Source organism: Pseudomonas sp. PGPR N4 (assembly GCF_059693665.1).
This window is the reverse complement of the sequence record NZ_JCAUKV010000001.1, coordinates 194,334-219,021: the sequence shown is the minus strand read 5'-3', so window position 1 is coordinate 219,021 and position 24,688 is coordinate 194,334. Positions and strand designations below refer to the sequence as shown.

Below are 24,688 nucleotides of genomic sequence, written 5' to 3'. Positions count from 1 at the left end.
ATTTTTGGGGCTGCTTCGCAGCCCTTCGCGGGTGAACCCGCTCCTACAGGGTTCACCGCAGTCCTTGTGGGAGCGGGTTCACCCGCGAAGGGCCGCAAGGCGGCCCCAGAGATTTCAGGCAACTGCAGGGCGGGCTGACTCAGCACTGAAATCGCGGCTGGCCTGGACCAGCATGCGGGTGTACTCATGGCTGGCGAGGTCCTGGCTCAGGGCCTGGCTGTCGAGGCGCTCGACGATGCGCCCTTGTTGCATCACCGCGACCTTGTCGCACAGGTGGCTGACCACACCGAGGTCGTGGGTGACCATCAGGTAGGTGAGTTTCTCGCGCTGGCGCAGGTCGGCCAGCAAGTTGAGAATCTCGGCCTGCACCGAGACGTCCAGCGCCGAGGTCGGCTCATCCAGCAACAGTACCCGCGGCTGCAGAATCAGCGCGCGGGCAATCGCCACGCGCTGGCGCTGGCCACCCGATAACTGATGCGGGTAGCGATAGCGAAAGCTGTCGTTGAGGCCGACCTTGAGCAGGATGTCGTTGATGCGATCATCACGCTCGCCGATGCCATGAATGGTCAGCGGTTCGCGCAGCGCGGTATCGATGGTGTGGCGCGGGTGCAGCGAACCGTACGGGTCCTGGAACACCATCTGGACCTTGCGAAAGTGATCCTTGGGGATCTTCTGCTGCAAGGGCACACCGGCAATGCTCAGCGCCCCGCTCCAGTGTCGGTACTGCCCGGCCAGGCAGCGCAGCACGGTGGTCTTGCCGGAGCCGGACTCGCCGACCAGGCCGAACGACTGGCCGTCCTCGACGGTCAGGTTGACGTCATGCAGCACCTGGTTGACGGCAGCGCCGACGCCAAAGCTGAGGTTCAATGCGTGTGCTTGGATCATGGACATGGGCAGTTACCTCAGCAGGTGAGCCAGAGCGGGTCGCGTTGCAGTACCGGCAAGCGCGGGCGACGGTTGTCCATGCTCGGCAAGGCTGCCAGCAGGCCACGGGTATAAGGGTGTTCGGCGTACTGCAGGTCACACGCGGCAAGTGACTCGACCACCCGCCCGGCGTACATCACCAGCACCCGATCGCAGTAGTTGCGCACTAGGTTGAGGTCGTGGCTGACGAAAATCAGGCCCATCTGCTGCTCGACCACCAACTCTTCAAGCACGCTGAGCACCTGCTGGCGTACCGAGACGTCCAGCGCCGAGGTCGGCTCGTCGGCGATGATCACTTCCGGGTTGGTGATCACCATCATGGCGATCATGATGCGCTGGCCCATGCCGCCGCTGACTTCGTGCGGGTACAGGTTGTAGACGCGCTTGGGGTCACGGATATGCACTTTTTCGAGCATCAGCATGACCCGCTCACGGGCCTCGCTGCGGCTGGCCTTGTGGTGCGCCAGGTAGGCTTCGGCGATCTGCTCGCCGACCTTGACCACCGGATTGAGCGAGTATTTGGGGTCTTGCATGATCATCGAAATGCGCTGACCACGGATCTTCTGCATGGCCTTTTCACTGGCGCTGAGCAGGTCGACATCGCCGAACTGCAGGGCCTTGGCGGTGATCTGGGTGCTGCCTGGGTGCAGCTTGAGCAGGCTGCGGCCAACGGTGGACTTGCCCGAGCCAGACTCACCAACAATCGCCAGCTTCTCGCGGCCCAGGGTGAACGACACATCGCGCACCGCGTGCATTTCTTTCTTGCCATTGACGAAGCGCACATTGAGCGAATCGACATTGAGTTTGAGCGTCGACATAAAGCCTCCAGTTACTCGCTACGCGGGTCGAGAATGTCCCGCAGGCCATCGCCCAACAGGTTGAACGCCAGGCTCACCAGCATGATCGCGGCGCCCGGCACGGCTACCAGCCACCAGCACTCGAGCATGTAGCGGCGCCCGGTCGAAATCATCGCGCCCCACTCCGGCAGCGGCGCCTGCGCGCCGAGGCCGAGAAAGCCCAGCGCTGCGGCGGTGAGGATGATCCCGGCCATGTTCATGGTCAGGCGGATGATCACCGACGACATGCACATCGGCACGATGTGCCGGAGGATGATCCGCGTCGATGACGCGCCCTGTAGCTCGACGGCAACAACAAAGTCAGCCTTGCGCAGCGACAGGGTTTCAGCCCGTGCCAGACGCGCGATTGGCGGCCACGACGTCAGGGCGATCGCCACCACCGCATGCTCCAGGCCAGGGCCGAGGGCCGCAATGAACGCCAGCGCCAGAACCAGGCTGGGGAACGAGATGAAGATGTCGGTGATGCGCATGAACACCGTATCGACGATGCCGCCGAAGTAGCCGGAGACGGTGCCGATGAACAACCCGATCGGGCCGACGATGATGGTCACCAGGGCAATGATGTAGAGGGTGATCCGGGCGCCATAGACCAGCCGGCTGAAGATGTCGCGGCCGTACTCGTCAGTGCCGAACCAGTGCGCCGCACCCGGTGCCTGCAAGGCATTGGCAAGGTTTTGCACGACCGGGTCGTGGGTGGCGATCCACGGTGCGAACGCAGCCACTACGACCAGCAGCAGCGCGACCATCAGGCCAGCCAGGGTCATCGGGTTGCGCAGCAGGTGGCGCAGCACGCGCAGGCTGCTTTTGTAGAGGGCGTCGAGGCTGGACGCCGGGGTGTTGTCGGCCTGCCGTTTGGCAGCGGTTTCAGTGGTAGAGATGTTGGCTATCATCGGCATGCTCTCTCGGTGCAATCATGGCCCGGCAGGACGCCCGCAGGCGTCCCGGCGGGGTTCAGCGTTGCTTGTAGACGCCCAGGTAACGGGTCGCCTCGGCGTCGTCGCCGGTGAAGCCCTTGACGTCGGCCGCACTGACCGCGGTGTCGGTCATCTGCGAGATCATCATGATCGGCCCGACCTGCTTGTCGTACAGGGTCTGCGCCTGGTGGTAGAGCTTGAGGCGCTGGTCGGCGTCGCGCTCGACCCCGGCTCGATCGATCAGCTCGTTGAGCTGCTGGTTGAAGAACGATGCGCGCCAGCCTTGGAAGTTAGGCAGGCCGGCGGCGTCACTGTTGTCGGGGTTGTAGACGAAGGTGCGCAGGCTGAAGTACGGGTGCGGGTAACGCTCGGCACCGCGTGCGACGATCATCTCGAAGTTGCGCGCGCGCATGGCGCCGTACACCTGGTTGCCGGTGCCGGTGACGATGGTGGCCTTGATCCCGCCCTCGGCCAGGGTCGCCTGCATACGTGCGGCAATGTCGATGAACGGCGGCTCGGACAAGGTCCGAATGGTCGTATTGAACCCGTTCGGGTAGCCCGCTTCGGCGAGCAGCGCCTTGGCCTTGGCGACGTTCATGGTGTAGCCAGGGTCAGGCAGGCGGGCAGCCAGGCCCAGTTGCATCGGTTGCTGGTTGAGGGTGCCGTAGTGCGGCATGACCTGCTGGTCGATGCCCTGGTAGTCGATCAGGTTGCGTACCGCTTCGCGCACTTGCTGCTTGGCGAACTCGGGCTGTTTCATGCTCATCGCCACGTAGTACATGGTGCCGCGCTGCAGCGCCTGGACCTGCAACGCGTCCGAGCGCTCGATTGCCTTGATATCCGGCGCAGCCATGCCGTAGGCCAGGTCGAGGTCGCCGCGCTCGAGCATCAGGCGCAGCGACTGCGATTCGGTCATGTGCCGCACCAGCACGCGCTTCATCTTCGCCGGCCCGGCCCAGTAACCGTCGAAGCGGGTCATCACCAGGCTGTCATTGGCGCTCCATTTGCTCAATGTGAACGGGCCGCTGCCGGCTTCGTTGGTGACCAGCCAGGCAGCACCGAGGTCGCCGTTTTTCTCGTGTTGCAGGGCCTGCTTGCGGTCTACGACGACCGCGCTGGGCGAAATCGCCAGCGAGTCGATCACCAGCAAAGGATCGGTCGGCTGCGGCAGATCGATCACCAGCGTGTGCGCGTCGGTGGCGCGGATAGACGCCTGAATGTTGTCGAGGTTGTAGCCGTAGGCCTTCCAGGTGGTGGCCAGGCCGAAGTTGAGCTTCATCACCCGATACAGCGACCAGGCCACGTCTTCAGCGGTCAGCGGGTTACCGGAGTGGAACTTGACGTCGCTGCGCAGCTTGAAGGTGATCTGCTTGCCGTCTTCACTCACCGTCCAGCTTTCAGCCAATTGCGGCACGTGCCGCTCGGGGTTGCCGTTGTCGCGCTTGACCAGGGTGTCGTAGAGGTTGGCGTTGATCCCGGAAGCGTCCAGGCCAGGCGCGTTGGCCGGGTCGATGGAGAACAGGTTGACCATGCTCATGCCGACGATCAACTGGTCGGCGGGGGTTTTTGCCTGGGCTGCCAGCATCGGGCTCAGCGCCAGGATCGCGCCGAACAGGCTGTTGCGCAGGGTCGCAAATACAATATTCATGGGGCATCCTTTTTTATAGTTATGGGTTCGCGCTTGCCGCGCAGGCTTAGCGGGTCCTTGGATCGAACACCTTGTACAGCGCGTCGCTGATCAGGTTGAGGGCAACGAAGATCAAGCCGATCACCAGCACACAGCCCATCACCGCGTTCATGTCGCCGAGCATCAGGCTGCTGGTCAGGTACTGGCCGAAGCCCGGCCAGGCAAACACCGTCTCGATCAGCACCGCGCCTTCGAGCAATGAGCCGTAGGCCAGTGCGACCACGGTCAGCAACTGCACGAGGATGTTGCGAAAGGCATGGCCCCAGACCACCTGACGGCGCGACAGGCCCTTGACCCGGGCGGTGATGATGTACTCCTGAGACAGCTGCTCGAGCATGAAGCTGCGGGTCATGCGGCTGATATAGGCCACCGAGTTGAGGCCAAGGATCAGCGCCGGCAGGACGATATGCCGCAGCGCGCTGGTGAAGGCTTCCCAGTCGCGGGCCAGGGCGGTGTCGATCAGCAGCAGGCCGGTGACGTCCGGCACCATGCCATCGTAGGCAAGATCGATCCGCCCTGCCCCGCCAGCCCAGCCGAGCCAGGCGTAGAACACCAGCAGGCCCATCATGCCGACCCAGAAGATCGGCGTGGAGTAACCGAACAGAGTGATTACCCGCGCCAGGTGATCGCCCATACGCCCCTGATTGCTGGCAGCGACAACGCCCAGTGGCAGGCCGATGAGGATGCCGAACAGGATCGCCAGGGTGGCCAGTTCGATGGTCGCCGGGAACACCCGTTTGATGTCTTCCAGCACCGGGTGACCGGTCAGCAGGGCGTTGCCGAAATCACCGTGCAGGAGGTCGTTGAGGTACATGCCGAACTGGGTCCAGATCGGCTGATCCAGACCCATCGCCCGATAGACCTGGTCATAGGTGGAGCTGTCGGCGTCTGGACCGACCACGGCCAGCACCGGGTCCAGCGGCATTACCCGACCAATGAAGAAGGTCAGCGCCAGCAAACCGAGCAGGGTCACCAGCACCGTACTCGCCCGGCGGGCAGTACCGGACGCGCGCGCGCCCAGCACAGAGGCAGTCGAAACAAACATAACAGGCTCCTGAAAAAGCGTTTACCAATCACCGGCCGGCCTGGGCAGTGCGCCCCGGCTCGACTCAACGCGACTTGTAGACGTCCTTGTAACGGGTGGTGGCCGCGGTATGGCCCTGGTAATCCTGAACATCGTGGTACAGCACCACGGTGTCGGTCATTTGCGACACGGGCAGGATCGCCCCCACCTGCTCGTCGAGGGTGGCCTGGATCTGCTGGTACTGGGCCTGTTGCCGGGATTTGTCGGGTTCGACTTCGGCTTGCTCGATCAGGCCGTTCAACTCAGGGCTGTAGAACGACGTACGCCAGCCCTGGAAATTGCTCAGTTTGGCTTCGTCGCGGTTGTCCGGGTTGTACACCAGGGTGCGCAGGCTTGAATGCGGATGGCGCTCGGCCCCGCCGCCGCCACGCCCGACCAGGATGTCGAAGCTGCGCTCGCGCATGGCGCCGTAGATCTGGTTACCGGTGCCGGTGACGATGGTTGCCTGGATGCCGGCCTGGGCCAGGGTCGCTTGCAGGCTGGAGGCAATGTTGATGAACGGCGGCTCGGTGAGGACACGAATGGTGGTCTTGAAGCCGTTCGGGTAACCGGCGTCAGCCAACAGCTGTTTCGCCTCGGCGACGTTCAAGGTGTAGCCCGGATCATCCAGCCGCGCCGGCAAGCCGAGCGGCAGCGGGCGCTGGTTGAGCTGGCCATAGTGCGGCATGACCGTCTGGTTGATGCCCTGATAGTCGATCAACGAGCGCACTGCCTTGCGTACACGGGCATCGTCATAGGGTTTGTTCTTGACGCTCAGTGCCACGTAGTAAAGGGTGCCGCGCTGGACGGTCTGGGTGCGAACCTTGTCGGACTTTTCCAGTGCTTCGATATCCGGTGCTGACATGCCCTTGGCCAGATCCAGATCACCGCGCTCGACCATCAGGCGCAGCGACTGCGATTCGGTCATGTTGCGCATGACGATGCGCTTGAGCTTGGCCGGGCCACCCCAGTAACCGTCGAAGCGGGTCATCAGGATCACATCGTTGGCGCGCCAGTCGTTGAGAATGAACGGGCCGCTGCCGGCCGCATGAGTGGTCAGCCAGGCGCCGCCCATGTCATTGCCTTTCTGGTGCTGCTGGACCACTTTGCGGTCGAGGATGAAGGCGCTGGGCGAAGTGGCCAGGGTGTTGAGCACCAGCATCGGGTCGGTCGGGCGTGGCAGTTCGAGGACGAAGGTATGCTCGTCGCTGGCGCGCAGGTACTGCTCGGCGTTGCCGGCATTGAAACCATAGGCCTTCCAGGTCGAAGCCAGGGCCAGATTGAGCTTGAGCACGCGCTGCAGCGACCAGGCGACGTCTTCGGCGCTGAGGGCGTTGCCGGACTGGAATTTGACGTCCTTGCGCAGGTTGAAGGTAAGGGTCTTGCGGTCTGCGCTGACCTGCCAGCTTTCGGCCAGGGCCGGCAGCAGCTGGTCGGGTTGTTTGACATCCTGCACCAGCAGCATGTCGTACAGGTTGGCATTGACCTCGGAAACATCCAGCCCGGTCGCCGCAGCGGGGTCGAGCGAGAGCAGGTTGATCATGCTCATGCCGACGATCAACTGATCGGCCGGGGTCTTGGCGAATGCTGCAGGGACTGAGGTGAGTGCCAGCGACGCGGCAAACACCCCTGCCCAGAATGTGGGAAGTACGCTCATGTGAGATAGCCTTTTTATAGTTATTGGACTCTCGGGCGGCACGCGATGGCGCGCGCCGCCATGCACGAATCAGAAGCTGTGCAGCGTATTGGTCTCGACGTAGTCGAAGTCGATCTCCTCACCCAGGCCCGGCAGGTCAGACAGGTGCACGAAGCCGTCCTGGTCCATCGGGTCGACCAGGCGCTTGAGGTAGGCCGGGACGTCGTCGTACTCGAGGAACGGGTGCAGCAGGCCGCGCTCGTACCAGCTGCAGTTCTTGATGGCGCCGACCACCGCCAGGTTGGCCGCGCCGTTGCCGTGGATCTCGCAGTCCATGCCAAACGCTTCGGCCATGTGCGCAACCTTCAGGCACGGTGCGATCCCGCCGACACCGGCAACCCCGGCGCGGAGAATGTCACAGACATCGTTCTTGACCCAGCTGGCGCGGCTCAGGTGCTTGCCGCCCAGGCTTTCCGGGCCAAGGATAGGGATGTCCAGCTGGCCCGCCAGCCAGGCATAGGACTCGGCCGAGTCTTCCATCATTGGCTCTTCGAACCAGGCGAAGTCGAGCTTCTCCAGCGCGCGGCCAACGGTCAGCGCTTCGGTCCGGCTGTACCAGTGGTAGCCATCGATCATCAACGCGATGTCCGGGCCAACCGCCTCACGTACCGCCGCGCAGGCCTTGATATCCATGCTCACGCTCGGCGCGAACGACACCGGCGGCATCCAGGTGTGCAGCTTGATTGCCTTGTAGCCACGCTTGACCAGGGTTTCGGCGAAGCGGCCGTACTCTTCCGGGGTCGACAGCCCACCTTCGAGCTCATCGCCACACATGGTTGAACCGTACGCCGGAACCTTGTCGCGAAAGCCACCGATCAGCTTGTGCACCGGCAGGTTCAGCTTGCGCCCGGCCCAGTCCCACAGCGCCTGTTCAACCAGCGCCAGCGCGCGGTCGGTCAACTGGCTGGCACTGCCGCGCTGCCAGTGTGCCAGGTCGTGCCAGATCTTTTCGCGGTCGAAGGCGTTGGCGCCGACCAGCACTTTGCGCACGAAGCCATCCAGCACGTACGGGCGAATCAGCTCGGGCGCACCCAGTGCAAAACCCTCGTTGCCGCATTCGGTCTTGATTCGCAGCAAGGCCATTTTAGCCTGGGTGACATCGCCCGGATGGGCATGGCCGGCGCTGTCTACGGCGCGTCGGGTGGGGTAGGAAAATACCTGGACGTTTACTGCAGTGATGATCATGGACGTCTGAGCCTTCTTATTGGAATTGTGGCGGAAAGGTCACGCTCTGGGGATGATCCTACGTCATCATACAACAATTGAAAAGCACCGCTTTGAAACTTTATAAACCGCGCAAAACCTCCCTTCTCTATACGCCATCAGCGACCTGTCACCCCGCCACTAACCTCTACAAACCTTGATATAGGTGGCCTAAGTCATGTCATCAGACAACATTTCAATAAAAAATAGACAACCCTAAAGTTGTACGATAACTTATTTGAAACATTTGCCACGGAGGGCATCCCCCACCCCGCACTCATCCTCACTGCCCGACCTCATAACGACCTCAACAAAAACAAAAAAAGAAGATCGCATGAACACCACACTCCGCACGCTTATCGCTGTCAGCACGCTTGGCCTGTCGCTCCACGCCCACGCAGATTCGGCCAGCATCAACTACCGGCACGGCTTTACCGAAGACGACAGCATTCACTCCGACCGGATCAAGCTGAACTACCGGATGGACAGTGGCCTGGGTTTTGGCGCCGAGATCAAATACAAGACTGCCGGCGACCGCGAAGACGTCGCCTACGACAACATGGTCAACAACGGCCATGAATTCACCGTCGACTACAACCACAAGCTCAGTGCCAAATCGACGCTGACCCCGGCCTTCCAGATGGACAGCTCGAAAGACGCCACCACCTACAAGTTCGGCCTCAAGTACAGCTACAAGATCAGCGACACCTGGTACGTCGCCAGCCGCGTACGCCACGACGCGCGCAGCCTCGACCGTGATCAGATCGATCACAGCAAAGAGCACCGCGCCAAGGACAACCAGAACACCACGCGCCTGGAAGGCTGGCTCGGCTACACCCCCAAAGGGCCGTGGGCGTTCGAGTATCAGTACATCCACTTCAGTACCGATTACATCCGCTACGACAACAAGAAGAGCGACTACGAGCAGAACCTGATCATCAAGTACAAGCTCAACAAACAGTGGGCGCCATTCATGGAGATCGGCGACATCAAGGTCAATTCCTACACCGATGACCGCCAGGCGCGCTGGCGCCTGGGCATCCAGTACAACTTCATGTAAGGCCTCGCTGGCGGGCGGCCACAAGGCCTGCCCGCTGCTACCGAGCACCGCCGAACCTGCACCTCCAACTACAGGCACCCGCCATGACTGCACCCTCCTCCACCTCGACCAAACCCTTCAACCGCCTGCTGCTGACCGGCGCTGCCGGCGGCCTCGGGCAGATCCTGCGCGATGCCTTGCAGGCGCACGCGAATGTCGTGCGAGTATCCGATATCAGTGAGATGGCGCCCGCTGCCGGCGACCATGAAGAAGTGGTCAGCTGCAATCTGGCCGACAAAGCCGGCGTGCATGCGCTGGCCGATCAGGTGGATGCCATCGTCCACCTGGGCGGTATATCCACAGAGCGCAGGTTCGAAGATATTCTCGACGCGAACATTCGCGGCACCTTTCATATCTATGAAGCGGCGCGCCTGCACGGTATCAAACGGGTGGTGTTCGCCAGCTCCAATCACGTCACCGGGTTTTACCCGCAGGATGTCCAGCTCGATGCTCATTCGCCGCGCCGACCGGACTGCTACTACGGGCTGTCGAAAGCCTACGGCGAAGACCTGGCGACGTTTTATTTCCACCGCTACGGCATTCAGACCGTGAGTTTGCGCATAGGCTCGTCATTCCCGGAACCGCGTAACCTGCGCATGCTCTCGACCTGGCTGAGCTACGCCGACCTGGCCCACCTGGTCGAACGCGCGCTGCTCGCAGAGGACGTCGGCCACACCGTGGTGTATGGCGTGTCTGCCAACCGTGACCTGTGGTGGAACAACCGCTACGCCGCGCACCTGGGCTTTGCGCCGCAGGACAGCTCCGAGCAGTTTAGGGGCAAGCTGGAGCAACTGCCCCAAGCCGCGGCGGACGAGCGCAGTGCCCTGCTGCAAGGCGGCGCCTTTACCAGCGCTGGCCCATTCGATTGAGCCCGGTCAGGTCGCAGCGGATCAGCCATGCAACCCGGCAAGTACCTCGGCCCGCGTGGTGACTTGGCGAAAGTGGTGCTGCCACAGCTCGATGCCGAGTTTGCCGGAACGGTCCAGCGACGAGCCGATGGTGAGGTCGGTGACCAGCGTCGGCGACAGGCCGGCATCGAACAGGGCAAAGCCTGCGGCGAGCACGCAGGTTTCAGTTTGCAGACCACACACCAGCACACGTTCGACGTCCATCTGCTTGAGATAGTCGAGCATCGCTGCAGTGGGCCCGTAGCCGTGCTTGATAAACACCTGATCGACCTCCACCAGGCATTCATCCTGCGCTGCAGGGTGCCAGCCGAGCTGGCGCTCGAAGGGCGTCACCTGCTCGTCATGCAACTCGACCGAGGCAATGGTGGGGATGCGCGCAGAAAACGCCCGCACACCATCAACCAGCCATTCCGGCGGGCTGAAGGTGGCCTGAACATCGACAACAAGCAAAACCTGACGCATAGGTTGTTCCGAATACCTGCAGAAGCCGGGCATTATATCGACGGATCGGCATGCCGGGTGTTTCCCGCCGGGATTGCCTCTGTTCTTTAGCTGCGGCGCACGACAAAGCGCTGCAGCATGCGCTGCTCGCCCGCGCGTCAGGAGACCCGAATGCACCACCCCACAACCGCCCATGGCGCAGTCGCGCAGGGCCCGCACGCGCTCTATCGCAGGGTTACCTGGCGGCTTATCCCGTTTCTGTGCCTGTGCTACCTGGCGGCCTACCTGGACCGCATCAACGTCGGCTTCGCCAAGTTGCAGATGCTGACTGACCTGCAGTTCAGCAGCGCCGCGTATGGCCTGGGCGCGGGCTTGTTCTTCGTCGGCTATATCCTCTTCGAGGTACCCAGCAACCTGATCCTGCAACGGGTCGGCGCCAAGCTGTGGATCGCCCGCATCATGATCACCTGGGGCCTGCTGTCGGCCTGCACGCTGCTGGTAACCACCACCACTCAGTTCTACCTGGTGAGGTTTCTGCTCGGCGTGGCCGAAGCGGGCTTTCTGCCGGGCGTGCTGTTCTACCTGACCCAGTGGTACCCAAGCTACCGGCGCGGGCGAATCATTGCCCTGTTCATGATTGGCCTGCCGCTGTCGAGCGTGATCGGCGGGCCGTTGTCTGGCTGGATCATGAGCAGCTTCGACCAGTTGCACGGCCTGCGCGGCTGGCAGTGGCTGTTCTTGCTGGAGGCGATCCCCAGTGTGCTGCTGGGCGTTGCGACCTTGTGGATTCTGCCCAACAGCTTCCAGCAGGCACGCTGGTTGTCTGATGACGACAAGGCGCAGCTGGCTGCCGACCTCGCGGCAGACGATGCCGAAGACACAGGCAGCAAGCAGCGCTTTCGCGATGGCTTCTTCAACCTCAAGGTGTGGATGCTCGGCGGCATCGACTTCTCGATTTTGCTCAGCGCCTATGCCATGGGCTTCTGGATGCCGACCTTCATCCGCGACGCGGGGGTCAGCGATACCTTCCACATTGGCCTGCTCACGGCCATTCCGAGCCTGGCAGCGCTGATCGGCATGCTGCTGATCGGCGCCAGTTCCGACCGCTATCGCGAACGCCGCTGGCACATCATCGTGCCCTTCATTGTCGGCGCGATTGCCATGGCCAGCAGCACCTTGTTCAGCCATGACCTGCTGATGACGGTACTGCTGTTTGCCATCGCTTCAGCAGCGATCATCGGTGCAGTGCCGGTGTTCTTCAGCCTGCCGGCGACCTTTCTCAAGGGCACTGCGGCGGCCACTGCCTTCGCCCTCGCCTGCTCGCTGGCGAACATTGCCGGGCTGGTCAGCAACTCGCTGATGGGAGTGATGACCGACCTGACCGGCAACGCCCATGCCGCGCTGTGGGCATTTGCCGTCTGCCTGCTGCTCAGTTGCCTGCTGGTGATCGCTCTGCCGGCCAGGCTGGTCAACCGTTGATAGCCGCCGTAGCGGCGCGGCGTCATCCCATCGCCAGTTGGGTGGCGATGACCGCGCAAAAGCCCAGCAGGCATACCAGCGCAACCGCATAGCAGATCGTTCGCCACGGCTGCACGCCGGCCAGATAGGTCAGTGTTGTGGAACGCCAACAGGCTTAAGCGCAGGTGGCCCTGATAACAAGAGATCGCAAGCATCTTGAGAAACAGCAGCACAACACACAGCGCATACACCTGCAGGGCGTCATTCATGCTGGACGCTCACTGCTAACGCCTCGGATGGCCAAATACAGCAGCGGCCCCAGCGAGACGAACACCGCGGTCAGCAGCAAGTAAGGCAGCAGAGCAATCCATGTTCCACGACGGCGACAGTTATCGCTGACCATCCAGCAGCAGCCCAGCCCTGCCATCAGATACAGGTCGATGACGACCTGAGCTGTATCAGGGCGCGCCATCAGTTCCAGGCCAAACGCGACGAGCGACTGCTCGGCATTCAGCAGAGTCCAGCCGGTATACGCCGCAAACGGCACCAGCAAGGTCAGGGCAAGCAAACGCAGGGTCATCAGCCACTCCTTGGGTAGGGTTCGCCGGCAGAGTAGTGATAGTGTTGCGCCCTCTCAATGACCTGACAGGTCATGGACACAAGGCACCAAGGACGGTCAGAGTCGACGTATGAGCCAACCAATTTTCCATCGCCAGCAACCGGCCCCGAGCGCCTCGGCCGGTCAGCAGGTCCGCCAGTTGCGTCAGCAGGCGCGCCTCAGCCAGCTCGAACTGGCGCTGCTGGCCGGGGTTTCGCAGCGTCACTTAAGCTGCGTCGAAACTGGCCGTGCCAAAGCCAGCCCGAGCACTCTGCATGCCCTGCTCTCGGCGCTGGCCGCACCGCTGGAGCAGTGCAACCAGGTGTTCGTCGCCGCCGGCTACGCCCCGCGCTACGCCACATCGCCGCTGGATGCGCCGGAGCTGAAGATGGTCCACGAAGCTATCGAACATATTCTGCACGCGAACAACCCGGCGCCGGCCATCGTCATCGCCAGCAACTGGGATGTCACCGCGGCCAATGCCAGTGCCGGCTTGCTGTTTGCCATGGCCGGCATCGCGCCCGAGGCAACTGCACGGCTGAATTTGCTCGACACACTGCTGCGCCCCGGCGGGTTGGGTGATCGGCTGGCCAATGCCGACGAGATTCGCGCGGTCGCCTGGCAGCGTGCGTCGCGGGAGGCCGTGGCTAGTCCCGAGCTCGCGCAGTTACTACGCGAGCTGCCGGCTCCCGCTGCTCAACTGCACGCGCCCGCAGCCATGCCGGTGTTGCTGACGCGGGTGAATACAGCGGAGGGTGAGCTGAGGTTTCTGTCAACCTTCACCACCTTTGGCATGCCGCTGGACATCACCGTGGAGTCGATGCGGATCGAGCATCTGATTCCGGCAGATGCGCAGACCCGGCAGCGGATGATGGCGGCGTATGAGCACTGGCTCGCTGGTTAACCTGTCGAGCCGCCAGCAGCAGCGCTGAGCAGCAAGCCGCGAAGCTGCTGCATGGCGGGCGTTTCCTGGCTGGCCTGGCGTGTAACCAACTCATACGGGTCACTCACCGACTGGATCGCCAGCGGCAGAATGCAGATGCGGTGATGCTGCAGACACTGCTGGGCCACATCGATAGACACCAGCGCGACGAATTCAGGCTGGTTCTGCAACAGCGACAAGGTCGCCAGAATCGACGTGGTTTCCACCAGGTGCAGCGGGAAGCGCAGGCCGGCATCGTGGAATTCACGTTCCAGTTGCACGCGCATGGGCATGTTCGCCCGGTAGACAATCCAGCGGTTCTCGGCCAGCTGCTCCAGGCTCAAGGTCGCGGCGTCCTTGAGCGGATGATCGACGCTGGCGATCACTGCAAGTGTCTCGTGCTGGACGAACTCACTGGCGAACAAATGCGGTGAGCTGCTGACAGAGGTTCGGCACACAGCCATGTCCAGGCGGCCACTCTCAATCTGGCTGAGCAGAAACTGGCTGGTGCCCTCGACGATCTCGAAGGACATTTCCGGCTGGATCGCCGTGAGTTCTGATACCGCCTTCATCAGCAGCGGCACGGCGCCCATGATCGCACCCACCGCAAGCCTGCCGCCGACTCCACGCAAAATCGCATCGAGGTCATGCCGCAGGTTGGACAGGTCGGCCTGGATCACCCGAGCGGATCTGATCGCACAGTGGCCGGCAGCGGTCGGCTCCAGGCCACGGTTGGTACGTCTGAACAGCAGCGTACCAAAGGTCGTCTCGATCTCCTGCAACGCTTTGCTCGCACCGGGTTGAGTAAGCCCGACGCTGTCGGCCGCGCCGAGCAGCGAGCGGTGCGCATCCAGCTCGATCAACAGGCGCAAATGCCTGGCGTGCAGCCGGGACATGATCGAGTTCAGCGATGGCGTCATTGGCTATGACTCCTGGTTATAGCTGTATGGATTGTTCTCAGTACCACAGCCGTCAGGGGATTTCTATACTGGCCCCGCACGATGACGCACCCGGTGCGCCAGCAAGGCCCTGAGATTGGCCAAAAACAAAGAGGCCAAAAGGCTCCAGGAGAGCGCATGTCCCTGATCAACTACATCACTCAAATCCAGTTCGAGGTCGGCGCGATTGCGCTGCTGCCGGCGGAATGCCAGCGCATTGGTATAACCCGACCTTTGATCGTGACCGACCGCGGCGTACGCGCCGCCGGGCTGGTCGACCGCGCGCTTGACGCCTTCGAAGGCGCTGACATGGCCTTGCCGATCTACGACGCCACGCCACCCAACCCAAACGAGAGCGCAGTCCGCGAAGCAGTCGCCATGTTCCGCGAATGTAACTGCGACGGCATCATCGCCATTGGTGGCGGCTCGGCCATCGACCTGGCCAAAGGCGCGGCCGTCTGCGCCCGCCATGAGGGCCCACTGAAGCGCTTTGCCGTGATCGAAGGCGGCCTTGCCCACATCACCGCCGCCACTGCGCCAGTGATTGCAGTACCGACCACTGCCGGCACGGGCAGCGAAGTCGGTCGCGGCGCCATCCTGATCCTCGATGACGGTCGCAAAGTCGGCGTGATCTCACCGCATGTAGTCCCTAAGTCAGCCATCTGCGACCCTGCGCTGACCGTAGGTTTGCCCGCCGCAATGACCGCTGCCACCGGCATGGACGCTATTGCGCACTGCCTTGAGACGTTCATGGCGCCTGCGTTCAACCCGCCGGCTGACGGCATTGCCCTGGACGGGCTATGGCGCGCCTGGCGCTTCATCACCGCTGCCACCGCCGACCCGCACAACCTCGAAGCGCGGACCAACATGATGAGCGCGTCACTGCAGGGCGCCCTGGCATTCCAGAAAGGCCTGGGCTGTGTGCATAGCCTGAGCCACGCGCTGGGCGGCATCAATCCGCGCCTGCACCACGGCACGCTCAACGCGATCTTCTTGCCGGCGGTGATTGCCTTCAATCGTCAGGCGGCGACGATGACCGCTGAACAGAAGACGCTGCGCATTGCCCAGGCCATGGGCCTGGCTGACGACAGCCAGATCGAAACGGCCCTGCGTGACATGACCCGTGCCCTGGGCTTGCCGACAGGCCTGCGTGAACTGGGCGTCAGCGAAGCGATGTTCCCAGGCATCATCCAGGGTGCCCTGGCCGACCATAGCCACCGCACCAATCCCCGTGAAGCCAGTGCCGAGGACTACCGCTGGATGCTCGAGGCGTCCATGTAAGCCCAAGCCAACAGCTAATCCCAATAACAATAAAAGTGAACAGCCATGACCAGTAAATATGCGCAAGCCGAGCTTGACCGCACTGCGGATACGGTAGCCAGCCGAAACCCGTTCAAGAAATACCAGTTCATCACTGTCAGCCTGCTGCTGGTGATCGGCATCATCAACTATGTCGACCGCAGCGCTCTGTCGATTGCCAACACCTCGATCCAGCGCGACATGGCCATCACGCCTTCGCAGATGGGCATTCTGCTGTCGGCGTTTTCCCTGGCTTATGCCTTCTCGCAACTGCCGCTGGGGGTGATCATCGATCGCCTGGGCAGCAAACTCTCGCTCGGCGCCGCCCTGTTGGGCTGGTCGGTGGCGCAGACCGCCTCGGGCCTGATCAACAGCTTCTCGGCCTTCATCGGCTTGCGCATCGCGCTGGGGATCGGCGAAGCGCCGATGTTCCCCTCGGCGGCCAAGGCCCTGGCGGAATGGTTCGAGGCAGAAAAACGCGGGACGCCCACCGGCATCGTGCTGTCCTCGACCTGCATCGGCCCGTGCATCGCCCCGCCGCTGCTGACCCTGCTGATGATCAACTGGGGCTGGCGCGGGATGTTCATCGCTACCGGCGTGTTCGGCATCGTCATCGCGCTGTGCTGGTTCGCCTTCTACAAGAGCAAGGAGCGTTACCTGGCCGAATTGCCTGCCGAAGAACGCGAGCGCCTGCTGGCGTCGCAGACTCAGCAACAGGCCAACGTGGCACCAAAGCCAAGTTTGAAATCCCAGCTCAGCGCCTGGGCTGAACTGTTCCGCCACAAGAGCACCTGGGGCGCAGTGCTGGGCTTCATGGGCGTGATCTACATGCTTTGGCTGCACCTGACCTGGCTGCCCGGCTACTTCGAGCGTGAGCACGGTCTGGGCCTGTATCAGACCGCCTGGGTGGTGTCACTGGCTTACGTGTTCGGCGCCTTGGGCACCATCGTCGCCGGCCGGCTCTGCGACCGCCTGGTGAAAAAAGGCGGCACGGTGCTGGGCAGTCGCAAACGGGTGGTGATCAGCGCGTTGCTGGCTGCAGCGGCGTTCACCGTGCCCCTGGCCTTTGGCAGCGGCATTGTGCTCAGCCTGGCCCTGCTCTGCTGCGCCTTGTTCAGCATCAACATGGCCAGCTCCACCGCCTGGATGATCGCCAACACCATCGTCGACAGCCGCCAAGTCGCGTCATTCGGCTCCATTCAGAACTTCGGCGGCTACCTGGCAGGATCGGTGGCACCGATCGTCACCGGCTTCAGCATTCAGCAATCGGGCTCGTTCGCCTCGGCATTCCTCATCAGCGCCGTCGTCGCAGCGGTTGCCGCCATGGCTTACCTGTTGCTGTTGAAGCAGCCGATTTCTTCTGACAAGTAACTGGTTTACGGAGTAGAGCAATGCCACTTACCGGCGAACAAATAATCGGGCATCAACTGATTCGTGGCCAAGGCCGTGAACTGCTGGCGATCAACCCCGCGACTGAAGAGGCCATCCCCGCCCCTGTGTTCAACTGCGCCAGCGCCAACTTGGTCAAACAGGCGTGCGAGCTTGCCGACCAGGCGTTTGACAGCTTGCGTTCGACCAGCCCGGAACGGCGCGCGCAGTTTCTCGAAGCGATTGCCGACGGTATCGTCGGCCTGGGCGCAACGCTGCTCGAGCGCGCCCATAGCGAAACCGGGCTGCCTCTGGCCCGCCTGGAAGGTGAGCGCGGGCGTACCGTGGGCCAACTGCGGCTGTTTGCCTCGGTGCTGCGCCAAGGCCGCTGGCAGCAGGCGACCTTCGACTCTGCCCTGCCCGACCGAGCGCCACTGCCGCGCCCGGACCTGCGTATGTGCAAGGTGGCGCTGGGGCCTGTGGTGGTGTTCGGCGCCAGCAATTTCCCGCTGGCGTTCTCGGTCGCGGGCGGCGACACGGCCTCGGCACTGGCCGCAGGCTGCCCGGTGATCGTCAAGGCGCACCGAGCACACCTGGGCACCAGTGAGCTGGTCGGGCGCGTGATCCAACAGGCTGTACAGCAGCTGGAGCTGCCCGAAGGCACTTTCTCGCTGGTGGTGGGTGACGGCAATGACGTTGGCCAACAACTGGTCGCCCACCCGGCCGTCAAGGCCGTTGGCTTCACCGGCTCGCGCAGCGGTGGCCTGGCCTTGCTACGGGCAGCCGCAGCGCGTGCCGAGCCGATCCCGGTGTACGCCGAGATGAGCAGCGTCAACCCGGTGTTCCTGCTGCCAGGCGCACTGGCAGCGCGAGCCGAGACAATAGCCGCAGGCTTTGCCGACGCGCTGGCGCTGGGCGCCGGCCAGTTCTGCACCAACCCAGGCATCCTGCTGGCCGTTGCAGGGCCTGAGCTGGAAACGTTCGTTGCCCGTGCCGGTGCCTGCCTGGCTGACAAGGCCAGCCAGACGATGCTCACAACGGGCATTCACCAGGCATACCTGACCGGCCTGCAACGGATCGCTGCGCAGCCCGACACAGCACTGGTCGCCGCTGGCCAGCCGCCTTCTGCCGCGACGCAAGCGCAGGGTCATTTGTACCGCACGACCTTCGCCAATGTCGCGGCCAACCCGCAGCTGCTGGAAGAGGTGTTCGGCCCTGCGGCAATCGTCATCAGTTGCCAGAGCGTGGACCAGATGCTGGCCTTCGCCAGGTCGCTTGAAGGTCAGCTGACGGCAACTTTGCAGTTGACGGAGCAGGACCTGGAGGTTGCGCGCAGCCTGGTTCAGACGCTGGAGAAGAAAGCCGGCCGGCTGCTGGTCAACGGCTTCCCTACCGGCGTCGAAGTCTGCGATGCGGTGGTCCATGGCGGCCCCTTCCCGGCCACCTCCGACAGCCGCAGCACGTCGGTCGGCTCGACCGCCATCGAGCGCTTCCTGCGACCGGTGTGTTATCAGAACCTGCCGGATGCCTTGCTGCCTGACGCGCTCAAGCAAGACAATCCACTGCAGATCTGGCGCCAGCTTGACGGGGTAACCACAGCGCCGCTTGGCTGAATGAGCTTCGCCAGTAGCCAGCGAGTACGCTGCCCTGGTTACTGGCATCCGCCTGTCAAATACTCACCAGCTCGGTCACCGGCAGTCGATTGGAAGTCTTCAGCTCACGCAGGGAAATATTGGATCTGATACTGGAAACGCCCGGCAGGGTCCTCAGCACTTTTTCAACAAACCGGCTGTAGCTGTCGAGATCTCTGGCCACTACCTGCAACAAAAAGTCGGCCTCCCCCGTGGTGTTGTGACAGCTCAGCACCTGCGGCGCCGATTCGATGATCCGTTCGAATTTTGCAGTCGCTTCCTCACTGTGGTCCGTGCAGGAAATCTGCACGAAAGCCATCACCCCAAGGCCCAGCTTCTTTCTATTGAGCACTGCCTGGTAGCCTTCGATGACCCCACACTGCTCCAGGCGCTTTTGCTTTCGCCAACAGGAGGCTTCGCTCAAGGACAACAGCTCGGCAAGCTTGACGTTGGACAGCCTGCCGTCGCGTTGCAGTCTGTCTGATATCGCAACATCTACCTTATCCAGGCGTTCGTTCATGAAAGGACTCTTCAAAAGAAATGACTTTAAGCGAAGTTAATTTCAGCCAACCCTCAAAGTCAATTGCACTCTGAAAGGCAATTTCAGCTTGATTGCGGATAATTGACCGCACCCCAAGCGCTGAACCAGATTGTGCTGCCATGCACACGGAGGTCGTTGCCATGAAAGCTGTAGTGTACGAAGCCTTTAACCAGCCACCGCGCCTGATGAGCGTCGCCGACCCAACCCCGGAGCGTCACGGCGTGGTCATCGAGGTCAAGGGCACCGGCGTATGCCGCAGCGACTGGCATGGCTGGAAAGGCCATGATCCCGACATTCAGTTGCCACACGTGCCAGGGCATGAACTAGCCGGAGTCATTGCCGAGGTCGGCAGCCACGTCAGCCGGTGGAAAGTCGGTGACCGCGTTACCGTACCGTTCGTGGGGGGTTGCGGGGCATGCCCGGAATGCAACAGCGGCAATCAGCAGGTCTGCCACAGCCAGTTCCAACCTGGCTTCACCCACTGGGGCTCGTTCGCCGAATACGTAGGCATCCACCACGCGGATCTGAACCTGGTCGCGCTACCCGAATCGATGGACTATGCCACTGCTGCGAGCCTGGGCTGTCGCTTCGTCACCTCATTTCGCGCGGTAGTTGATCAAGGCAAGGTCAGCGCGGGCCAATGGGTCGCCGTGCACGGCTGCGGTGGGGTTGGCCTGTCCGCGGTGATGATCGCCAACGCCCTGGGCGCGAATGTGGTTGCAGTCGATATCGCCGATGACAAACTGGCGCTGGCACGCACGCTGGGCGCCGTTGCCACGATTAACGCCACTCAGGTGGCGGACGTTGCCGAAGCGGTGATGGAGATTACCAAAGGCGGTGCGCATGTATCGCTGGACGCGCTGGGCCATCCGACTACCTGCTTCAACTCGATCAATAACCTGCGCCGTCGCGGCAGGCACGTCCAGGTGGGCCTGATGCTCGCCGACCACGCCAGCCCGGCCGTGCCGATGGGCAAGGTGATTGCGCACGAACTGGAAATCTGCGGCAGCCATGGCATGCAGGCGCACCGCTACGATGCCATGCTCGAGATGATCCACAGCGGCAAGCTGGCCCCGGATAAGCTGGTGGGCAAGACCATCAGCCTTGAGCAGTCGATTGATGCACTGGTGAACATGGCCCGGTTCGAGACGGCAGGCGTGACGGTGGTCACGCAGTTTTGAGGTGGTGGTGAACCTTGCCTACTGAGGCCGCTGCGTAACTGCCTCAGCGGGCGACCAGCCCCCACCTAACGCTCGCTATGCCGCAATTTCATCAGAACCAGAGCACCGGGCTGGATCCGTTCGATGCAGTCTGGTTCAGGATTGGGGGGCAGCCACGCAGTGTGGAGATAACTACCTGACGATGTGAGCGTGGGAATTTGGGGCTGCTTTGCAGCCCTTTCGCGACACAAGGCCGCTCCTACAGGGGACCGCGTCAGCAGGTATTGCGCGGTCCCTGTAGGAGCGGCCTTGTGTCGCGATAGGGTCGCGCAGCGGCCCCCTTACCCGCGACTAGACCCACCCAGCACAACTGGCTACGCTGCTGCTTCGCTCCCTTGGAGAAGCACATGACCGAAACCCATCGCGGCAGTTGCCTCTGCGGCGCCGTCAGCTACCAGCTACTCACGCCGCCAAAAGCCGTCAGCCACTGTCATTGCAGTCAATGCCGCAAAGGCCACGGCGCCGCATTCGCGTCGTACGCCAGCGTGCCACGCGACGCGCTACGCATCCTCAGTGGCGAGTCGAGCATCAGGGCCTATGCATCATCAGCCACAGTAAAACGTGAGTTCTGCAGCGAGTGCGGATCAACGCTGTTCTGGTCGCGCTCAACGGGTGAGTTCGCTGACTGGGTTTCGATTGCACTGGGCACGCTCGACACACCGTTGCTGCCAGCCAAACAGAAACACGTTCATCTCGAGTCAGCAGCACCTTGGTACACCCCCAACCCAAGCCGGGGCATAGGATGACTTCTGTGATTCGACCGGCAACCGTGGCGGACGCAGCAGCAATCAGCGCGGTCGTGATTGGCGCATTGCGTGTGTCCAACGCCAGGGACTACTCAGCAGACATCATTGAACAGGTGCAACGCAGTTTTTCACCCGCAGCGGTCGAGCAACTGATTGCCTTGCGTGAGGTGTATGTCGCAACTCTGCAAGATCAGGTAGTAGCTACGGCGGCCTGGATGGCGGTGTGGTGCGCAGTGTATTTGTGAGTCCTGATTATCAGCGCCGCGGGGTTGGGCAGCAATTGATGCGCAAACTTGAGGCAGTGGCGCAGGCCAGAGGCCTCGGCGTGTTGAGCGTGCCCTCGTCGATTACTGCTCAGGCATTTTATCGGCGCTTGGGCTTCAGCGAGGTTCGCGACGAATTTCACGGTGCCGAGCGCACGATCATCATGCAAAAGACATTGCGATAGAAGCAGAAGCGGCCCAACTTCACGAGCGCACCGCGAATCCTTAGTCGAAACTCGCCAAAAACGCCTGAGTATCTTGATCAGAAAGCAAGCAAACCACCCGGCAACCCCGCGGTGCATCCGCCACCAACTGCTGCATCTTGCGCCGCGCCGACTGCCTGGTTTGCCACATGAAGCGGAAAAACTCAGGCAGATTGCCCAGCAACTCTGGGCAATCTGCCGGCAGGTCAGGCCGGGTCCGACCGCGATTGAGCAACGTCCTCAGCAACACTCGCCAGAACCGTAGCGGAGTCGATCGGTCAATCCAGATCAACAGGTCGGCGCGCGCCAGCCGATTTTCCCAGGTCGCCGAATGCCCTCCTTCAAAGATCCACCGCTCACCCGCCTCGACCTCGCCGCACAGTCGGGTCTTCTCATCCCGGCTGCGCTCAACCCAGCCGGGCTGCCAGTGAATGGTGTCGATGTGCACGACCGGCAAACCAGTGCGTTCACCCAGCTGCCGCGCCAGGGTACTTTTGCCCGAACCCGGCTGGCCAACAATCATCACCCGTTGCATCGAAGCTCCTTTTCGCTGTGCGTGCTAAATCGAGGGGGCGCGATTGTAAGGGGGTGACCGGCACTGTCAATGCTGATCTGCCAGTTTCAGCCAAGGCCAACGCTGGCGATAACTTGCTGCCTTATCGTTGAACAAACCAGCCAGCGGGTTGAGTGGGTTGAGCCTGAGGACGTTGTGCTGCAAATCATCCAGCCCGTAGGTGCTGTACAGCTCGCCGGTATATACATCAACGCCGACGCAGGTCGAGGCGATCAGGTAGCGGTCTATGCCGTCGGTAGCCTTGCGAAGCTGCGGGTAGTCAGCACCGAATCTGGTTTTGTACCAAAGGTGAATACGGGCTTGATTGCGCACTTCGACGTTGACACCAAGGTGCGCGCAGGCCTCGTGCACACGCTGAATCACGCGATCCTCTGCTTCCCAGGAAAGATCGCTATCGAAGTAGGCAATGTCGTAGTCCTTGATGCCCCATTCGGCGTTCTGACCTGCCTGGTGATTCCAGAAGGTCTGGAACAGACACCCAGCCACCAGCATGCAGTCCGGGAGCTGCAACGTCGGCAGCAGCGTCAACAGTTGCTGGTTGATCGCATTGGTCTGGATGATCGTCAACAGGTGCTGGTTTGTCACTTGATTCATAGTCGCCGTCCATATTGGCGTAAGTCGATGCGCTCGCTCAATTCTACCGCTCCCAGAGCACGCCACGGCAAGCGTGAATACCCGACGCCGGCAGCCGCTCTGTTCAGCACCTTTCATCGATACCACTGATGATTACTATCGAACCGCACGCCTGCCCGCTTGCCGCAGGCGACTTCTATAATGCCCGCCAATCCGCCCTCTCCCGCCTGCTCAAGGCGACCTCATCCTTGGAACCAAGCACCATGCCAAGCGCCAGCCAGGCCCCTAGCGGCCTCCCTGAACACAATCAACAAAGCGTCGCACAGCAGTGGCTGGCGATCCTCTCGGTCGCTGTGGGCGCATTTGCCCTGGTTACCAGCGAGTTTCTGCCAGTGGGCGTGCTCAACGACGTCGCCCGCGACTTGGGCATCAGCGCCGGCCACGCCGGGCTGATGGTCACCGTGCCGGGCATCATGGCGGCCCTCGCTGCCCCGCTGCTGTCAGTCGGCATCGGCACTATGGACCGCCGTTACCTGCTGATCGGCCTGACCCTGATCATGATCATCGCCAACGCAGTGGTGGCTTACGCCAGCGACTTCAGCCTGCTGCTGTTCGGCCGCGTGCTGCTGGGTATCAGTATCGGTGGCTTTTGGGCCACCGCGATTGCCCTGAGTGGCCGCCTCGCGCCCAAGGGTGTCGGCGTGGCACAGGCGACCTCGATCATCATGGTCGGCGTAACCCTGGCCACCGTGCTCGGCGTGCCGGTCGGTACCTGGCTGAGCGGACTGATGGGCTGGCGCATGACCTTCTTGGTGACCGCACTGGTGGGCATTCCGGTGCTGCTGGCGCAGGTGCTTTTGCTACCGCGGCTCAATCCAGAAAAGGCTATCCGCGTCAGTGACCTGCCGGCGTTGTTCATCAATCCGCAGGCGCGGATTGGCCTGATTGCCGTGTTGCTGATTGGCCTGGCGCACTTTGCGGCATACACCTACGTGGCGCCGTTCTTCAAACAGAATGCCGGCTTCGACGGGCCGACCATTGGCTCGCTGCTGTTGCTGTACGGCGTGGCCGGTGTGCTGGGCAATATCTTCGCCGGCTTTGCCGCCAACCGCAGCGTGCGTCATACCCTGATGCTGGTGGCTGTAATGATCGGTATCAGCACTGCACTGTTCCCCCACTTCGCCACCGGCATGACCGGCGCGGCCATCTTGATTGCGCTGTGGGGCTTCGCCTTCGGTGCGTTCCCGGCCTGCGCCAGCATCTGGATGTTCATCGTTGCACCCAAGGACGTCGAACGCGGCATGCCGCTGTTCGTGGCGATGTTCCAGGTGATCATTGCGCTAGGCTCGTTCTTTGGTGGGCAGATCGTCGATCAGCTGGGTACGGCAGCGTTGCTCAGCCTGGCAACTGCTTTGGTCGCCTGCGGCTTCATGACGGTGCTGGTGCTGGGCCGCAAGGTCAGCAACCACCTGGCGGCACAGCCCTGCTAGATTTGAAAGCCGAAGTACTCGCTGCTCGGTGGGTTTGTAACTTGCGTTACGCCTCACTACCGTGCTCACTGA

Annotated in this window: 23 protein-coding genes and 2 pseudogenes; 11 read left to right on the top strand and 14 right to left on the bottom strand. The window is 62.3% G+C overall.

The genetic code is table 11. From position 1 onward, the window contains the following. Positions 1 to 114: 114 nt before the first annotated feature. The 7 genes from AC58X1_RS00895 to AC58X1_RS00865 all read right to left on the bottom strand — a co-directional run bounded on the left by AC58X1_RS00895 (position 115) and on the right by AC58X1_RS00865 (position 8,326). On the bottom strand, positions 115 to 891 hold the full coding sequence (locus AC58X1_RS00895; RefSeq protein ID WP_101318630.1) for an ABC transporter ATP-binding protein: 777 nt from the start codon (positions 889 to 891) through the stop codon (positions 115 to 117). 11 nt (positions 892 to 902) lie between these two features. Beyond that, positions 903 to 1,742: an ABC transporter ATP-binding protein gene (locus tag AC58X1_RS00890; RefSeq protein WP_101318628.1), complete on the bottom strand. Its 840-nt coding sequence runs from the start codon at positions 1,740 to 1,742 to the stop codon at positions 903 to 905. A gap of 11 nt (positions 1,743 to 1,753) precedes the next feature. Next, complete coding sequence (locus tag AC58X1_RS00885) at positions 1,754 to 2,671, bottom strand: ABC transporter permease (protein WP_150572994.1); 918 nt, start codon at positions 2,669 to 2,671, stop codon at positions 1,754 to 1,756. A gap of 61 nt (positions 2,672 to 2,732) precedes the next feature. After that, positions 2,733 to 4,343: an ABC transporter substrate-binding protein gene (locus AC58X1_RS00880; protein WP_259074104.1), complete on the bottom strand. Its 1,611-nt coding sequence runs from the start codon at positions 4,341 to 4,343 to the stop codon at positions 2,733 to 2,735. Positions 4,344 to 4,389: 46 nt separating this feature from the next. Continuing rightward, positions 4,390 to 5,427 (bottom strand): ABC transporter permease, encoded by a 1,038-nt coding sequence (locus tag AC58X1_RS00875; protein WP_101318624.1) that lies wholly within the window; start codon positions 5,425 to 5,427, stop codon positions 4,390 to 4,392. Between the two features lie 64 nt (positions 5,428 to 5,491). Continuing rightward, positions 5,492 to 7,102 carry an ABC transporter substrate-binding protein gene (locus AC58X1_RS00870; protein ID WP_497428118.1) on the bottom strand — a complete coding sequence of 537 codons (1,611 nt, stop codon included), beginning with the start codon at positions 7,100 to 7,102 and terminating at the stop codon, positions 5,492 to 5,494. Between the two features lie 69 nt (positions 7,103 to 7,171). After that, positions 7,172 to 8,326, bottom strand: a complete 1,155-nt coding sequence (locus tag AC58X1_RS00865) for a mandelate racemase family protein (protein ID WP_101318620.1) — start codon at positions 8,324 to 8,326, stop codon at positions 7,172 to 7,174. Positions 8,327 to 8,678: 352 nt separating this feature from the next. On the opposite strand from AC58X1_RS00865, the gene AC58X1_RS00860 reads away from it, so the two are divergent. Together AC58X1_RS00860 and AC58X1_RS00855 are read left to right on the top strand one after the other, a co-directional pair. After that, on the top strand, positions 8,679 to 9,404 hold the full coding sequence (locus AC58X1_RS00860; protein WP_497428117.1) for an oligogalacturonate-specific porin KdgM family protein: 726 nt from the start codon (positions 8,679 to 8,681) through the stop codon (positions 9,402 to 9,404). A gap of 83 nt (positions 9,405 to 9,487) precedes the next feature. Continuing rightward, on the top strand, positions 9,488 to 10,312 hold the full coding sequence (locus AC58X1_RS00855) for an NAD-dependent epimerase/dehydratase family protein (protein ID WP_150572971.1): 825 nt from the start codon (positions 9,488 to 9,490) through the stop codon (positions 10,310 to 10,312). A gap of 21 nt (positions 10,313 to 10,333) precedes the next feature. Here the strand turns inward: AC58X1_RS00855 and AC58X1_RS00850 are convergent, their stop codons facing one another. Beyond that, positions 10,334 to 10,813, bottom strand: a complete 480-nt coding sequence (locus tag AC58X1_RS00850; RefSeq protein ID WP_371918899.1) for an isochorismatase family protein — start codon at positions 10,811 to 10,813, stop codon at positions 10,334 to 10,336. A gap of 150 nt (positions 10,814 to 10,963) precedes the next feature. Between AC58X1_RS00850 and AC58X1_RS00845 the strand changes: the two genes are divergently transcribed. Then, positions 10,964 to 12,271 carry an MFS transporter gene (locus AC58X1_RS00845; RefSeq protein ID WP_188035751.1) on the top strand — a complete coding sequence of 436 codons (1,308 nt, stop codon included), beginning with the start codon at positions 10,964 to 10,966 and terminating at the stop codon, positions 12,269 to 12,271. A gap of 22 nt (positions 12,272 to 12,293) precedes the next feature. Here AC58X1_RS00845 and AC58X1_RS00840 read toward each other — a convergent pair. Beyond that, positions 12,294 to 12,519 (bottom strand): annotated as a pseudogene (locus AC58X1_RS00840) (hypothetical protein). After that, a complete protein-coding gene (locus tag AC58X1_RS00835; protein ID WP_259074107.1) occupies positions 12,516 to 12,830 on the bottom strand; it encodes a DUF2834 domain-containing protein in 315 nt (104 codons plus the stop codon). The pseudogene AC58X1_RS00840 and the gene AC58X1_RS00835 overlap by 4 nt, the downstream one beginning before the upstream one ends. A gap of 109 nt (positions 12,831 to 12,939) precedes the next feature. On the opposite strand from AC58X1_RS00835, the gene AC58X1_RS00830 reads away from it, so the two are divergent. Beyond that, positions 12,940 to 13,752: a helix-turn-helix domain-containing protein gene (locus tag AC58X1_RS00830; protein WP_497428116.1), complete on the top strand. Its 813-nt coding sequence runs from the start codon at positions 12,940 to 12,942 to the stop codon at positions 13,750 to 13,752. Here AC58X1_RS00830 and AC58X1_RS00825 read toward each other — a convergent pair. Further along, positions 13,749 to 14,690 (bottom strand): LysR family transcriptional regulator, encoded by a 942-nt coding sequence (locus tag AC58X1_RS00825; protein WP_181108379.1) that lies wholly within the window; start codon positions 14,688 to 14,690, stop codon positions 13,749 to 13,751. The two genes, AC58X1_RS00830 and AC58X1_RS00825, sit on opposite strands and share 4 nt — an antisense overlap. Positions 14,691 to 14,846: 156 nt before the next feature. Here AC58X1_RS00825 and gbd point away from each other — a divergent pair, with 156 nt between their 5' ends. The 3 genes from gbd to AC58X1_RS00810 are packed head-to-tail and all read left to right on the top strand — an operon-like array spanning position 14,847 to position 18,988. After that, complete coding sequence (gene gbd, locus AC58X1_RS00820) at positions 14,847 to 15,989, top strand: 4-hydroxybutyrate dehydrogenase (protein WP_497428115.1); 1,143 nt, start codon at positions 14,847 to 14,849, stop codon at positions 15,987 to 15,989. 45 nt (positions 15,990 to 16,034) lie between these two features. Continuing rightward, on the top strand, positions 16,035 to 17,378 hold the full coding sequence (locus AC58X1_RS00815) for an MFS transporter (RefSeq protein WP_101318603.1): 1,344 nt from the start codon (positions 16,035 to 16,037) through the stop codon (positions 17,376 to 17,378). Positions 17,379 to 17,398: 20 nt separating this feature from the next. Beyond that, complete coding sequence (locus AC58X1_RS00810) at positions 17,399 to 18,988, top strand: aldehyde dehydrogenase (NADP(+)) (RefSeq protein WP_497428114.1); 1,590 nt, start codon at positions 17,399 to 17,401, stop codon at positions 18,986 to 18,988. Positions 18,989 to 19,043: 55 nt separating this feature from the next. On the opposite strand, the gene AC58X1_RS00805 is transcribed toward AC58X1_RS00810, so the two are convergent. Then, positions 19,044 to 19,526: an Lrp/AsnC family transcriptional regulator gene (locus AC58X1_RS00805; RefSeq protein ID WP_447734711.1), complete on the bottom strand. Its 483-nt coding sequence runs from the start codon at positions 19,524 to 19,526 to the stop codon at positions 19,044 to 19,046. 161 nt (positions 19,527 to 19,687) lie between these two features. On the opposite strand from AC58X1_RS00805, the gene AC58X1_RS00800 reads away from it, so the two are divergent. The 3 genes and pseudogenes from AC58X1_RS00800 (at position 19,688) to AC58X1_RS00790 (ending at position 21,961) form a co-directional block, all read left to right on the top strand. After that, the gene (locus AC58X1_RS00800) at positions 19,688 to 20,728 is read left to right on the top strand and encodes a zinc-dependent alcohol dehydrogenase family protein (protein WP_497428113.1); all 1,041 of its coding nucleotides are present in this window, start codon (positions 19,688 to 19,690) and stop codon (positions 20,726 to 20,728) included. Between the two features lie 386 nt (positions 20,729 to 21,114). Next, positions 21,115 to 21,513 carry a GFA family protein gene (locus AC58X1_RS00795; protein ID WP_497428112.1) on the top strand — a complete coding sequence of 133 codons (399 nt, stop codon included), beginning with the start codon at positions 21,115 to 21,117 and terminating at the stop codon, positions 21,511 to 21,513. After that, positions 21,510 to 21,961 (top strand): annotated as a pseudogene (locus AC58X1_RS00790) (GNAT family N-acetyltransferase). Before AC58X1_RS00795 ends, AC58X1_RS00790 begins: the two are co-directional and overlap by 4 nt. Positions 21,962 to 22,001: 40 nt before the next feature. On the opposite strand, the gene AC58X1_RS00785 reads toward AC58X1_RS00790, so the two are convergent. Beyond that, a complete protein-coding gene (locus AC58X1_RS00785; RefSeq protein WP_497428111.1) occupies positions 22,002 to 22,514 on the bottom strand; it encodes an AAA family ATPase in 513 nt (170 codons plus the stop codon). 66 nt (positions 22,515 to 22,580) lie between these two features. Further along, positions 22,581 to 23,147, bottom strand: a complete 567-nt coding sequence (locus AC58X1_RS00780; RefSeq protein ID WP_150572980.1) for a nucleotidyltransferase family protein — start codon at positions 23,145 to 23,147, stop codon at positions 22,581 to 22,583. Positions 23,148 to 23,389: 242 nt separating this feature from the next. On the opposite strand from AC58X1_RS00780, the gene AC58X1_RS00775 reads away from it, so the two are divergent. Then, positions 23,390 to 24,616, top strand: coding sequence for an MFS transporter (locus AC58X1_RS00775; protein ID WP_181108430.1), 1,227 nt, complete (start codon positions 23,390 to 23,392; stop codon positions 24,614 to 24,616). Positions 24,617 to 24,688 lie beyond the last annotated feature (72 nt).

Coding starts and splice junctions, on each gene's coding strand:
- AC58X1_RS00895 (WP_101318630.1), bottom strand. CDS start 891: ATGTCCATGATCCAAGCACACGCATTGAACCTCAGCTTTGGCGTCGGC.
- AC58X1_RS00890 (WP_101318628.1), bottom strand. CDS start 1,742: ATGTCGACGCTCAAACTCAATGTCGATTCGCTCAATGTGCGCTTCGTC.
- AC58X1_RS00885 (WP_150572994.1), bottom strand. CDS start 2,671: ATGATAGCCAACATCTCTACCACTGAAACCGCTGCCAAACGGCAGGCC.
- AC58X1_RS00880 (WP_259074104.1), bottom strand. CDS start 4,343: ATGAATATTGTATTTGCGACCCTGCGCAACAGCCTGTTCGGCGCGATC.
- AC58X1_RS00875 (WP_101318624.1), bottom strand. CDS start 5,427: ATGTTTGTTTCGACTGCCTCTGTGCTGGGCGCGCGCGCGTCCGGTACT.
- AC58X1_RS00870 (WP_497428118.1), bottom strand. CDS start 7,102: ATGAGCGTACTTCCCACATTCTGGGCAGGGGTGTTTGCCGCGTCGCTG.
- AC58X1_RS00865 (WP_101318620.1), bottom strand. CDS start 8,326: ATGATCATCACTGCAGTAAACGTCCAGGTATTTTCCTACCCCACCCGA.
- AC58X1_RS00860 (WP_497428117.1), top strand. CDS start 8,679: ATGAACACCACACTCCGCACGCTTATCGCTGTCAGCACGCTTGGCCTG.
- AC58X1_RS00855 (WP_150572971.1), top strand. CDS start 9,488: ATGACTGCACCCTCCTCCACCTCGACCAAACCCTTCAACCGCCTGCTG.
- AC58X1_RS00850 (WP_371918899.1), bottom strand. CDS start 10,813: ATGCGTCAGGTTTTGCTTGTTGTCGATGTTCAGGCCACCTTCAGCCCG.
- AC58X1_RS00845 (WP_188035751.1), top strand. CDS start 10,964: ATGCACCACCCCACAACCGCCCATGGCGCAGTCGCGCAGGGCCCGCAC.
- AC58X1_RS00835 (WP_259074107.1), bottom strand. CDS start 12,830: ATGACCCTGCGTTTGCTTGCCCTGACCTTGCTGGTGCCGTTTGCGGCG.
- AC58X1_RS00830 (WP_497428116.1), top strand. CDS start 12,940: ATGAGCCAACCAATTTTCCATCGCCAGCAACCGGCCCCGAGCGCCTCG.
- AC58X1_RS00825 (WP_181108379.1), bottom strand. CDS start 14,690: ATGACGCCATCGCTGAACTCGATCATGTCCCGGCTGCACGCCAGGCAT.
- gbd (WP_497428115.1), top strand. CDS start 14,847: ATGTCCCTGATCAACTACATCACTCAAATCCAGTTCGAGGTCGGCGCG.
- AC58X1_RS00815 (WP_101318603.1), top strand. CDS start 16,035: ATGACCAGTAAATATGCGCAAGCCGAGCTTGACCGCACTGCGGATACG.
- AC58X1_RS00810 (WP_497428114.1), top strand. CDS start 17,399: ATGCCACTTACCGGCGAACAAATAATCGGGCATCAACTGATTCGTGGC.
- AC58X1_RS00805 (WP_447734711.1), bottom strand. CDS start 19,526: ATGAACGAACGCCTGGATAAGGTAGATGTTGCGATATCAGACAGACTG.
- AC58X1_RS00800 (WP_497428113.1), top strand. CDS start 19,688: ATGAAAGCTGTAGTGTACGAAGCCTTTAACCAGCCACCGCGCCTGATG.
- AC58X1_RS00795 (WP_497428112.1), top strand. CDS start 21,115: ATGACCGAAACCCATCGCGGCAGTTGCCTCTGCGGCGCCGTCAGCTAC.
- AC58X1_RS00785 (WP_497428111.1), bottom strand. CDS start 22,514: ATGCAACGGGTGATGATTGTTGGCCAGCCGGGTTCGGGCAAAAGTACC.
- AC58X1_RS00780 (WP_150572980.1), bottom strand. CDS start 23,147: ATGAATCAAGTGACAAACCAGCACCTGTTGACGATCATCCAGACCAAT.
- AC58X1_RS00775 (WP_181108430.1), top strand. CDS start 23,390: ATGCCAAGCGCCAGCCAGGCCCCTAGCGGCCTCCCTGAACACAATCAA.